This is a genomic window from Micromonospora sp. WMMD1102, assembly GCF_029626265.1.
Lineage (GTDB): Bacteria > Actinomycetota > Actinomycetes > Mycobacteriales > Micromonosporaceae > Plantactinospora.
Genome location: NZ_JARUBN010000001.1, coordinates 5359400 through 5371357 on the forward strand (window position 1 = coordinate 5359400; position 11958 = coordinate 5371357).

Below are 11958 nucleotides of genomic sequence, written 5' to 3' on the forward strand. Positions count from 1 at the left end.
GTTCAGTCGAAACAGCGCGGTCCCGCCCCGGGCAGGCTGCCGCTGATCGAGTACCGGCCGGGCCGGGCCACCCGGAGCACGGTCCAGTCGCCGTACGGGGCGAGGCAGGCGCCCGGCCCGCCGTCCACCCGGAGCCACCGCGACCAGCGGACCCGGACCAGGATCTCCCCCGCCTCCGGAACGTCGACAGTCAACTCCGCCGAGTCGGCCCGCACCAACTCCACCCCCGGGGTGCCGGGACCCGGCCCGTCCACCCCGCCCGGCGGGTCACCTCCGCCCGGCGGGTCACCTCCGCCCGGCGGGTCACCTCCGCCCGGCGGGTCACCTCCGCCCGGCGCGGCCGGACCCGACCCGAGAGCCTCCACGATGGACGGTGTGCCGGTGACGGCGTACACGGTCCAGTCCGGGTGCTGCCAGACGGGCGTGAGATAGGGCAGCCCGGCCCGGATCAGTTCCGCCTCCCGGCGGCCGACCCAGGACGGCTCCGCCCCGGCCAGCGCCACGTACGCCACCCCGTTGTCCCGCAGCCAGCGGCCGTACGACTCCGCGTCGACGCTGCCGTCCAGGAAGAGCCGGTGGTGTGCCTGGTCGGCCTGGCGCAGCCAGCCCCGGGCCAGCGGGGCAACCTCCGGGACGTACGCCGCCTCCCAGTAGTTCGCCGTCGGCACCACCTCGACCCGGCCGGGCGGGCGCCGACCCAACTCGGCCAGCAGCGGCGCGAAGTAACTCCGGGACGCCGTCGGGTCGCCGGCCGCCCGCAGGTCCGGCACCGAGACCGGCGGCTCCACAAGCGCCGCCAACGCCACCACGGCGGCCAGCGCGATTGCCCGGCGCCGGTGGCCGGGAGCCGATGCGCCGGCCCCCCGGCGGGCCCACCGGGCGGCCAGCCCGGCCGGCAGCGTCCCGTAGCCGACCAGCACCGGCACGGCGAACATCGCGGCCAGCCGGGTGGCGTTCAGCCCCACCGGGGTCCGGACCGCGAACGCCAGCAACACGCCCAGGGTGGCGAGCCCGGCCCCGATCCGCAGCACCGGCCGGGGCACCACCGCCACGACCAGCGCACTCGCCAGCATCGCGGTCAGGGTGTCGGCCAGGCTGATATTCATCCATCCACCCGCGCCGAACGCCAACCCCAGTCCGGCCGTCGGCACGCCCGCACCCACCACCAGCACGAGCCCGTCGAGGATCCCGCGCCGCGCCGCCGGTCCGAGGTGTTTGGAAGGGCCCCTTCTGCTACAAAAAGCGATAAGCGGGGGCCCTTCCTTACCGAGCAGGGCGGTGCCGGCGAGGGCGACGAAGAGGCCCGCGACCGGGCTCGCCGCGCCGGCCAGCACAGCGGCGACGCCGGCCAGGCACCACCGCACCGCCGGTCGGAAATTGCCGGTCAGGGCGGTCAGGGCGAGCAGGCCGAAGGCGACCCCGATCGCGTAGGTGATCCGGCCGGAGACCAGGTTGCCGGCGATGCAGACGGCGCCGGCAATACCGCCGAGCAATGGGCGGCGGGCACCGGTGCGCAGCATCAGCAGCGCCAGCGCCGCCGCCGAGACCGGCAACGCGAGCGCACCCGACAGCCGGGGACCGAGGGTGCCGCCGCCGAGCCAGTGCATCAGCGCCGGGGTCAGCGGACTGTAGCCGTACGGGGAGATGCCGGCGTACCAGCCGAGGTCCAGCGGGGCCCAGCCGTGTCGGCCGAAAAAGTCGGCGCGGGCGACCTGTGCGGAGAGGTCGGTGCCGAGCGGCGGGGCGAGCAGGAAGGCGACCGCCAGGACAACGGCCACCGCCGCCACGACGGCCACCGCCGGCACGACGGCCGGGCCGACCGTGCCGGAGAGCACCCGCGGGACGCCGCGCCGGTCAGGCATTCAGCACGCGCTCCGCCGCCGCCCGGGACCGTCGGGTCGTCCGCAGGTAGTGGTCCAGGAACTCGCCCGGGTCGTCGCCGCCGAGCAGGCGTACCACCCCGGCGAGTTCGACGCCGTGCCGGGGCAGCTGGTCGCCGGCCCGGCCGCGGACCAGCATCAGCGCGTTGCGGACCTGGGCGGCCATGCACCAGCCGGCGGCCATCGCGGCGGCGTCGGCGCCGTCGACCACCCCGGCCTCCCGGGCGGCGGCCAGCGCGTCGAGGGTACGCGTGCAGCGCAGCTCGGGCAGCCGACCGGCGTGCCGGAGCTGGCTGAGCTGCACCGCCCACTCCACGTCGGCCAGTCCGCCCCGGCCCAGTTTGGTGTGCGTAGCCGGGTCGGCGTTCCGCGGCAGCCGTTCGGTCTCCACCCGAACCTTGATCCGCCGGATCTCCACCACCTGCTCCCGGCTCAGCCCCTGCTCCGGATAGCGCACCGGGTCGGCGATCGCCTCGAACTCCCGCCCGAGGTCGGCGTCGCCGCAGACGTACCTGGCCCGCAGCAGTGCCTGGGCCTCCCAGACCTTCGACCAGCGGGCGTAGTACTGCGCGTAGGCGCCGAGGCTGCGCACCAGCGGTCCCTGCCGGCCCTCCGGGCGCAGGTCGGCGTCGACCCCGAGCGGCGGGTCGGCGGCCGGCATGCCGAGCAGCCGGCGCAGCTCCTCGGCGATCGCCCTGGCCGCCGCGCTGGCCGTGTCCTCGGCCACCCCGGCGGGCGGGTCGTAGACGAAGAGCACGTCGGCGTCGGAGAGGTAGTTCATCTCGTACCCGCCGAGCCGGCCCACCCCGATCACCGCGAACCGCAGTCCCGGCAGCTCCGGCTGGGTGGCCCGGGCCACCCGCAGCGCCGCACCCAGGGTGGCGTCGGTGACGGCGGAGAGCGCCGCGCCGACGGCGAGCACGTCGGAGTCGCCGACGACGCCGGCCGGGGCGGGTTCCGGTGCGACGGTGGTGGCCATCCCGGTCTGGCCGACCGGGGCCAGCGAGCCGGCCCGGTAGAGCACGTCGGCGCAGGCGATCCGGACCAGTTCCCGGCCGCGCAGCGCCCGGACCGAGCGGATCGCCTCGGTCGGGTCGGCCGGTCGCGGCCCCCGGCCGACGAGGTAGCGGTCGGCGGCGGCCACGAACCCGTCCCGGAGCACCTCGGTGTCCCGGGGGGTCAGCTCGGCGTCCTCGGCGAGCAGCCGGAGCGCCTCTGGATCCCGGGCCAGCAGGTCGGCGACGTACCGGGAGACGGCCAGGGTACGGGCCAGCCGGCGGGCCACCGGCCCCTCGTCGCGAAGCAGCCGCAGATACCACGGGGTGCCGCCGAGCTTGTCGGAGACCTGCCGGTAGTTGAGCAGTCCACGGTCCGGCTCGGGCGCGTCGGCGAACTCCTGGAGCAGCACCGGCAGCAGGGTGCGTTGGATCGCCGAGGTCCGGGTCACCCCGCCGGTGAGCGCCTCCAGGTGCCGCAGTGCCCGGGTCGGGTCGGCGAAGCCGAGGATCTCCAGCCGGTTCCGGGCCGCCTCCGGGGTCAGCCGCAGCCCGTCGGCGGGTACCCGGGCGACCGCCTCCAGCAGCGGACGGTAGAGCAGTTTGGCGTGCAGCCGGCGTACCTCGGTGGCGTGGCCGACCCAGTCGGCCCGGAACGCCTCGACGGCCTCCCGGCCCGGCAGCGCGGTGTAGCCGAGCGCGTGGGCCAGCCAGCGCAGCGCCGCCGGCTCGGCCGGGACGGTGTGGGTACGCCGCAGCGCCTGCAACTGGAGCCGGTGCTCCACCCCGCGCAGGAAGCGGTACCCGCGCAGCAGCGCCTCCCCGTCGGCCCGCCCGACGTAGCCGCCGGCGACCAGGGCGCGCAGGGCCGGGATGGTGCCCGGCGCCCGCAGCGAATCGTCGACCCGGCCGTGCACGAGTTGCAGCAGCTGCACCGCGAACTCGATGTCCCGCAGCCCGCCCGGCCCGCGCTTGATCTCCCGCTCCAGTTCGCGCGGCGGGATGTTGTCGATGATCTTCCGGCGCATCGCCCGGACGTCCTCGACCGCCTCCGACCGCTCAGCCGCCCGCCAGACCAGCGGGGCGAGCGCGTCGATCCACTCCTGGGCCAGCTCGACGTCCCCGGCCGCCGGGCGGGCCTTGAGCAGCGCCTGGAACTCCCAGGTCCGGGCCCAGCGTCGGTAGTAGGCGAGGTGGCTGGCGAGGGTACGCACCAGCGGCCCCCGGTTGCCCTCCGGGCGCAACGCGGCGTCCACCGGCCAGGCCACCAGTCCGCAGATCTGGATCAGCCGGGTCGCCACCTGGGTGGCCGCCGGCAGGTCCTCGTCGGTCGCGGCCACGAAGATGACGTCGACGTCGGAGACGTAGTTCAGCTCGTTGCCGCCGCACTTGCCCATCGCCACCACCGCCAGCCGGGGCACCGGGGTCCCCGCCGGCAGCTCGCCGAGCGCGATCCCGTACGCGTCGGCCAGGGTGGCGTCGGCCAGTGCCGACAGCGCCGCCATGGTCTGCTCCAGGCCGCGCCCGCCGGTCAGGTCGGCCGCCGCGATCCGCAGCAGGGCCAGCCGGTACGCCTGGCGCAGCGCCGCCACCACCGGCAGTCCGTCGGTCCCGCCGTCGATTCCGCCGTCGGCCCCGGTGGCCTCCGGGTGCAGCAGCCCCTCGGCGTTCGGCGGCAGCCCGTCGCCGCCGGTGCGCAGGGCCCGCCACTGCTCCGGGTTGGCCACCAGGTGGTCACCGAGCGCCGACGAGGCACCCAGCACGGCCACCACCCGCCGCCGCAGCCCGGGATCGGCGTGCAGCGCGGCGAGCAACGTCTCCCGGCCGTCGTCCGCCGCCGAGCCGGCCCGCGCCCCCACCGAACCGGCCCGCGCCCCCACCGAACCGGCCCGCGCCCCCGTCGAGCCGGCCCGCGCTCCCGCCGAGCCAGCGGCCGAGCCTGCGGGGGCGGACGAGCGGCGTTCGGCCTCGACGATCCGGTGCAGTTGGCGCAGGGCCAGGTCCGGGTCGGCAGCCCGGGCGAGTGCGGTGAGCAACTCCCCGGCCGAGGAGTCGACCGGCTCCTGGGCCTCGGCGTCCCAGAGTCCGAGCCCGTCCGGCCCGAGCAGCTCGGCGGCCCGGCTCACGCCGTCGCCGTCGGCCCGCTCCCCGTCTCCCACTCCGAAGCCGTACCGGGCGAGCCGGCGGGGCGCGCTTGTCGGTCTGCTCATCGGCGGCGGCTCCCGGTCTGGCGTCATCGGCGCTGGTGTCTGGGCGTCTAGTGTCCGAGCAGCGGCAGCGTCGGCCGGGGCGGTACGCCGTCCAGCCGGCCCTGCGCCAGGGCCGCGAACCGGGCCGCGAACGGCTGCCACACCTCTTCGATGTCGGGCAGCACCTCGGCGCAGGCCGCCACCACCAGCTCGGGGTCGTAGCCCAGTCCGGCAAGCGTCACCGAGTCGGTCGACCAGTCGGCGATCATCGCGGCGTCGCACTCGATGTGGAACTGGAGTCCCCAGGCCCGGTCGCCGAGCCGGAACGCCTGGTGCGGATAGCGGGTCGAGGCGGCCAGCAGGGTCGCGCCGTGCGGCAACTCGGTGATCTCGTCGACGTGCCACTGGAGCACGTCCGGGATCATCGGCACGTACCGGAACAGCGGATCGTGCTCGGCTGCGTCCCGCTTGCCGACCACGCTCGGCCCGACCTCCGGCCCGGCCGCGCTCCGCTCGACCGTCCCGGCGTGCGCGGTGGCCAGCAGCTGGGCGCCGAGGCAGATCGCCAGGGTCGGCACCCGGTACCGGACCGCCTTGCGGAGCAGCCCTTCCAGCGCCGCGAACCACGGCGCCCCGGGAGTGCCGTCGGGTGCCGGGTACGGATGCTGGTAGCCGCCGAGCACCACCAGTGCGGCGTACCCCGTCAGGTCGTCGGGGAGCGCGTCCCCGGCGTACGGCCGGAGCACCGTCAGGTCGAGGCCGGCCTCGGTGAGCCACTCCCCCAGCCGGCGGACGTCGTCCGTCGGGTCGTTCTCGATCACAAGCGCGGTCGCCGACACCTCCGGGACCGTGCCGCCGTCGTCGCTGTCGGTTCCGGTCTCGTGCCCGCTCTCGGTTGCCACGGTGTCGAGGCTATCCGGTGGCCCCACCGCCCACCGATAGGCTCGGTGCGCAGCGGGGAAAGGAGACCGAGGGTGCCCGACGAGCAGACGGTACGACCACCGGCACTGCGGCCCGGCGACACGGTGCTGCTGGTGTCGCCGTCCGGGCCGACCCGGCCGGAACGGGTCGCCCGTGGGGTGGAACTGCTCACCGGCTGGGGCCTTCGTCCCGTCCTCGCCCCGAACGCGTACGCCCGGCGCGGCTACCTGGCCGGTGACGACGCGCTGCGGGCCGCCGACCTCAACGCCGCCTTCACCGACCCGGCGGTCCGCGGCGTGCTCTGCACCCGGGGCGGCTACGGCGTGCAGCGGGTAGTCGACGCGATCGACATGGCGGCGGTCCGCCGCGACCCGAAGGTGGTGGCCGGATTCTCCGACATCACCGCACTGCAACTCGCGCTCTGGCGCGGCGCCCGGCTGGCCGGTGTGCACGGCCCGGGAGCCGCCTGGCTCGACGAGCGCACCCCGGCGGTCTCGGCCGAGTCGCTGCGCGCCGCGCTGATGTGCCCGGAGCCGGTGGTGGTGCACCGGCTGCCGACCGAGGAGACGGCGAAGGTGCTGGTCCCGGGGACCGCCACCGGGCGGCTGATCGGCGGCAACCTCTGCCTGCTGACGCACTCCGTCGGCACCCCGGACATGCCGGACCTGACCGGCGCGGTGCTGCTGGTCGAGGATGTCGGGGAGCCGCCGTACAAGGTCGACCGGATGCTCACCCACCTGCGCCGGGCCGGAGTGCTCGCCGGGGTGGCCGGGGTGGCGGTGGGCCAGTTCACCGACTGCGCGGACGGCTGGGCGGTCGGCGTCGCCGACGTGCTCGCCGAGCGCCTCGGCGACCTGGGCGTACCGGTGCTCGGCGGGTTGCCGGTCGGGCACGGCGTCGGGCAGCTCACCGTGCCGGTGGGGGTACCGGCGACGCTCGACGCCGACGCCGGCACCCTGACCGTCTCCCCCGCCGTCCGCTGACCCGGCCGCTCAGAGAACCGCTGCCGCCCCGGCCGCTCAGAGAACCGCTGCCGCCCCGGCCGGATGCCGGAGTACCCGGTCGAGCAGGTTGCTTGTCGCCCGCTGCAGGCGGGAGTCGACGAATCCGGTGGCGTACAGGGCCCGGGTCCAGCCGAGCGAGCCGGCGTCGAAGACCCAGGCCCCGGAGTCGGTCCGGTAGAGCGAGGTCTGTTGCCGGTAGGTGCGGCCGCCGCGCCGGTAAGGCGAGTCGGAGAGCAGGATCCGGTCTGCGGCCCGGGGACCTCGCAGGCTCCGTTGCACCCGGTCGGCCTCGCCGTACACGACCCGGGGGATCTGGTCGCCGTCGCGTACGCCGGTGCCGGCCCAGAACCAGTGCCGGCTCTCGCGCACCACCAGCGGCACCTGCCCGTCGACGATGCTGACGTACTGTCCGCCGAGTAGTTGCTGCTCGGGGCTGCCCGCGTTGCGCCACCGGGTCGTCAGCGGGACCTCGCCGAGCCACGGCGGCAGGGTCTTGGCGCACTCGACCACCCGTTCCGGGGTACGGCTGTCCGCGCCGCCGTACCGGATGCGCCAGTAGCAGTTGTTCGCGGCGAGGAAGACGAGGCTCGTCCCGGCGTCCCGGGCGGCGGCCGCGGCCCGGCGCATCTCGACGGACCAGTACTCGTCGTGCCCGCAGAAGACCACCGCCCAGTAGCGCCGTGGGTCGACCCGGCCGGTGTGCAGGTCCTCGCTGGTGGCATAGGTCACGTCGTAGCCGTGCTCCTCCATCCACCGTACGAAGCCGATGTCGTTGCGGGCCTGTCTCGGCAGCCCGCTGTCGTGGTACGGCCGGTCGTGGCAGACCGCCGTCGCCCGCAGCTCCGAGTCGAGCTGGCCGGCCGGGTCGAAGCCCCGGTAGAGACTGGTGCCGGTGCGGCCGTCGTTCGGCCAGAGGTTGTACGCCTGGTAGGTGCCGGTCGGCACGACCACCAGTCCGGCCGCGAGCCGTTTCGGGTCGCGGACCACGAACGGGATCCACCGGGACCAGCCGGCGGCGTTCGTCAACAGCGCCAGGTAGTAGCCGCTGACCCAGTCCCGGCCCACCCGCGCCCGCCAGCCGACCGGCCAGTCGCAGTGCACCATCCGGGTCTGCGCCGCCACGGTCGGCGGCGGCTGCCGGCGCCCGGCCAGCCAGGGGCTGGTCGCGACGAGCCGTCCGCCGAGTCCGCCGTAGTGGCCCACCCGGTAGAGCTGGATCCGGTACTGCTGCGCCGGTGCGACCGAGACGTGGAAGCCCAGTTCGGCACCGATCTCGACCCCGCTGGACGAGGTGTAGCCGGCGATCTGGCCGTGCACGTCGTCGCCGAACCGGTGTTGCTCGGTGCCGAACCCGGCCGTTCCGGGCCGGGAGTTCTCCCGGCCGACCGGCGACGGCCCGCCTCCGGAGGCACGTCGCGGGGCCGGGCCGGCCGGCCCGGGTTCCGCGTCACCGGGATAGTAGGGGTCGCTCACCGCGACGGCAGAGGCGGTGCCGCCGGATCCGCTGGCGGCGGCCGGCGCCGACCCTCCCCAGGCACCCGCCCGGGTCAGGTCCGCCGCGCTGTCGGTCCGGAGAATCCCGTAACCGGCGGTTCCCAGCGCACCCAGCGCACCGGCCCCGAACACCGTCAGCGTCGTCCGCCGTGACCACCGGACCGACCGATCCGCCATCTGTCCCCTCCCTACCGACCGTGCTGCCCGCGCGGCGACCAGCGCCGGGGCGCTTCCGCGGTGGCCCCGATCGGGCACCCGGTTCGACGGCGTTCCTCGCCGGACGGCCGGCGACGGGAGCGTCGGTGCGCGGGGCGGATCGGGTGGGCGCGGGAGAGCATATTGGCCGCCCGCGAAGACCACTGTCCGCAGCCGCCTTCCCGACAGGAGCGACAATCGTCGCAGAGCGGGAGGTTCATCCAGCCCGCTGTGCGGGAGGTTCATCCAGCCCGCTGTGCGGGAGGTTCATCCAGCCCGCTGTGAGCGAAGGTCACCCAGCCCGCTGTCCCCGGATTCTCGCGTCGTCTCAGCGGATTGCCAGGTGGCCGGGAGATTTTCAGTCGGCTGCCAGGTCTCTCCGGGCTCCGCTCCAGGTGGATGCCGCAGTCTGGGCGGATTGGTACCGGTACGCGTCCCGTCGACGCGCGGACAACAGGGGGTAATCCGCACTATGAACAGCATGTTTTCCCGGAAGAGGGTCGTCGGCGGCCTGGTCGCCGCCGGGGTGCTCACGGTGGGTCTCGCGGCGCCGGCGGTGGCGTTCGCCGAGGACGGGGCGACGCCCGCCCCGGCGCCGTCGAGCTCGACCTCGGCCGACAGCGGCAGGACCGGACCCAAGCACACGAAGGACTGGGCAGAGCAGCGCGGCAAGCTGGCCGGGCAGCTCGCCGAGGAGTTGGGCGTGCCGCAGGAGAAGGTCGAGGCGGCCCTGGCGAAGATCAGGGAGCAGCATCGGGCCGACTGGAAGGGCCGGGCCGAGCAGCGCGGGGACAGGCCCGACGCACGGTCGAAGGTTGACCGCGAGGCGATGCTGAAGGAGCGGCTCGACAAGGCGGTCGCGGACGGCAAGCTGACCCGGGAGCAGGCCGACGCCATCCTCGCGGCGGCCGAGGCGGGCGTCTTCCCGGCCTGGGGCGGCGGGCACCGGGGCGGCCCGATGCACGGCGGTCCGGCCGGTGCCCCGGCCGACGGCGCCGGGTCGGACAGCCCGGCCGCGAAGTAGTTACACCGGTCGCCCGGGTCGGGTGCCTCGTCCGGCGTCCGGCCCGGGTCACCCGGGAAAAGGAGTGCGAGCCCAGGCGGTGCGGGAGCCCAGGCGGTGCGGCGTCAGGCGATGCAGGCGCAGACGATGAGCGCGGCGCCGAAGTGGGTGGCGGCACTTACCCGGGCGGCCGGGTGCGGTTCGTCGGTGCAGATCACCTCGCCGAGCCGGCCCGGGGTGAGCCAGTCCAGCACCAAGAAGCCGAGCGCCATCACGCCGAGCCCGACCACTCCGAACACGACGGTCGAGGCGAGCCCCTTGGCGAAGTCGGTGTAGCTGGTCAGGATCGCGGTGAAGACGATCGCCGCGATACCGAGTTGGTTGGCGAGCAGCAGCAGCGCGGCGTTGCCGTTGCGGCGTACCCAGATCAGCTCGCGCAGCCGGCCTGGGGTGAGCAGGTCGATCAGCCCGAAACCGGCTGCCATCAAGGCGATGCCGACCGCGCCGAACACGATGCTCTGCCAGGCTCCCACGAGCAGGTCCTCGACCACCGACTGTCTCCCATCGGGTGTGGGCGGCCGTAGGAGGGGGCCGCGTCGTCAGGGACGATAACGCGGCCCGACAACCGTGGTTGACCCGTACCGACGCGGGCGGCCGGTGCCTAGAGCAGTCCCAGGTAACGCTGCCGCTCGTACGGGGTGACCTCGCGGCGGTACTGCTCCCACTCGGCGCGCTTGTTGCGCAGGAAGAAGTCGAAGACGTGCTCGCCGAGCACCTCCGCCACCAGTTCGGAGCCGGCCATCACGTCGATCGCCTCGGCGAGGTTCTCCGGCAGCGACTCGTACCCCATCGCCTTGCGTTCGGCGTTGGACAGCGACCAGACGTCGTCCTCGGCGCCCGGCGGCAGCTCGTAGCCCTCCTCGATGCCCTTGAGCCCGGCGCCGAGCAGCACCGCGAACGCCAGGTAGGGGTTGGTCGCGGAGTCGGGTGAGCGCACCTCGACCCGGGCCGAGTTCGGCTTGCCGTACGCGGGGACGCGGACCAGCGCGGAGCGGTTCAGGTGCCCCCAGCAGACGTACGCCGGGGACTCGGTGATCCGGTCCGGCAGCGCCTGCGGGAAGAGCCGCTTGTAGGAGTTGACCCACTGGTTGGTGACCGCGGTGTACTCCCGGGCGTGCACCAGCAGCCCGGCGATGAAGGCGCGGCCGACCTTGGAGAGCTTCATCGGGTCGCTGGCGTCGTGGAAGGCGTTGCGCTCCCCCTCGAAGAGGGAGAGGTGGGTGTGCATCCCGCTGCCCGGCTGGTCGGTGAAGGGCTTGGGCATGAAGCTGGCGCGTACCCCGGTGGAGAGCGCCACCTCCTTGACCATGTGCCGGAAGGTCATGATGTTGTCGGCGGTGGTCAGCGCGTCGGCGTAGCGCAGGTCGATCTCCTGCTGGCCGGGCGCGACCTCGTGGTGGCTGAACTCGACCGAGATGCCGATCCGCTCCAGCGCCAGCACCGCCTGCCGGCGGAAGTCCCGGGCGACGGCGTGGGTGGTGTGCTCGAAGTAGCCGCCGTCGTCGACCGGCACCGGCAGCGAGCCGTCGTTGGGGCCGTTCTCCAGCAGGAAGAACTCGATCTCGGGGTGGGTGTAGAAGGTGAAGCCCTTCTCGGCGGCCCGGGACAGCGCCCGGCGCAGCACGTGCCGGGGGTCGGCCCAGGACGGACTGCCGTCCGGAAGGAGGATGTCGCAGAACATCCTGGCGCTCTCGCCGGAGACCCCGCCCTCGAACGGGAAGACCTGGAAGGTGGTGGGGTCGGGCATCGCCACCATGTCCGACTCGAAGACCCGGGCGAAGCCCTCGATGGCGGAACCGTCGAAGCCGATCCCCTCGTCGAAGGCGGCCTCCAGCTCGGCGGGAGCCACCGAAACGCTCTTCAGCGTGCCAAGTACGTCGGTGAACCACAACCGGACGAAACGGATGTCACGCTCTTCCAGCGTGCGGAGCACGAACTCCTGCTGACGGTCCACCTCAACCCCTCGCACACTCTGTCCGGACCGGCCCAGCCTGAGCACGGCCTAGCGGTCCAGTCTTCACCGGTTCCGTTACGCAGACGTTACGTGAACTAGACCGGGACCGATGCGCGGGGTGGCCCGGCCTGCGTACTCGCTCGGCGTTCGTCCCAAAGATAGCCCGACGACCGACTCGGAGGAGGCGCGCGGGAGGTGAGCGGCGCCACGGCCGGAGCCGCCCGCCGCGCCGAGCCGGCTCCGGCCGGCTGGGGCAAGATGGA

General features: G+C 74.4%; 8 protein-coding genes. 2 read left to right on the top strand and 6 right to left on the bottom strand.

Annotation, left to right across the window (positions count from 1 at the left end):
- Positions 1-2 precede the first annotated feature (2 nt).
- From O7626_RS23965 to O7626_RS23975, 3 genes are read right to left on the bottom strand one after another with little or no spacing between them, the layout of a single operon-like run.
- Entirely contained in the window at positions 3-1862 is a 1860-nt protein-coding gene (locus O7626_RS23965; RefSeq protein ID WP_278063355.1) for a hypothetical protein, read from the bottom strand.
- Positions 1855-5085 (bottom strand): bifunctional [glutamine synthetase] adenylyltransferase/[glutamine synthetase]-adenylyl-L-tyrosine phosphorylase, encoded by a 3231-nt coding sequence (locus O7626_RS23970; protein ID WP_278063356.1) that lies wholly within the window; start codon positions 5083-5085, stop codon positions 1855-1857. The genes O7626_RS23965 and O7626_RS23970 overlap by 8 nt, the downstream gene beginning before the upstream one ends.
- 47 nt (positions 5086-5132) lie before the next feature.
- On the bottom strand, positions 5133-5903 hold the full coding sequence (locus O7626_RS23975; protein WP_278066289.1) for a type 1 glutamine amidotransferase: 771 nt from the start codon (positions 5901-5903) through the stop codon (positions 5133-5135).
- 135 nt (positions 5904-6038) lie between these two features.
- Between O7626_RS23975 and O7626_RS23980 the strand changes: the two genes are divergently transcribed.
- On the top strand, positions 6039-6968 hold the full coding sequence (locus O7626_RS23980; protein ID WP_278063357.1) for an LD-carboxypeptidase: 930 nt from the start codon (positions 6039-6041) through the stop codon (positions 6966-6968).
- A 36-nt stretch (positions 6969-7004) separates the two neighbouring features.
- Here the strand turns inward: O7626_RS23980 and O7626_RS23985 are convergent, their stop codons facing one another.
- Positions 7005-8660, bottom strand: a complete 1656-nt coding sequence (locus O7626_RS23985; protein WP_278063358.1) for a N,N-dimethylformamidase beta subunit family domain-containing protein — start codon at positions 8658-8660, stop codon at positions 7005-7007.
- Positions 8661-9159: 499 nt separating this feature from the next.
- On the opposite strand from O7626_RS23985, the gene O7626_RS23990 reads away from it, so the two are divergent.
- Positions 9160-9702: a hypothetical protein gene (locus O7626_RS23990; RefSeq protein ID WP_278063359.1), complete on the top strand. Its 543-nt coding sequence runs from the start codon at positions 9160-9162 to the stop codon at positions 9700-9702.
- A gap of 104 nt (positions 9703-9806) precedes the next feature.
- Here O7626_RS23990 and O7626_RS23995 read toward each other — a convergent pair whose 3' ends face one another.
- Positions 9807-10232: a DUF350 domain-containing protein gene (locus O7626_RS23995; RefSeq protein WP_278063360.1), complete on the bottom strand. Its 426-nt coding sequence runs from the start codon at positions 10230-10232 to the stop codon at positions 9807-9809.
- Positions 10233-10342: 110 nt separating this feature from the next.
- Entirely contained in the window at positions 10343-11695 is a 1353-nt protein-coding gene (gene glnA / locus O7626_RS24000) for a type I glutamate--ammonia ligase (protein ID WP_278063361.1), read from the bottom strand.
- Between the last annotated feature and the right edge of the window lie 263 nt (positions 11696-11958).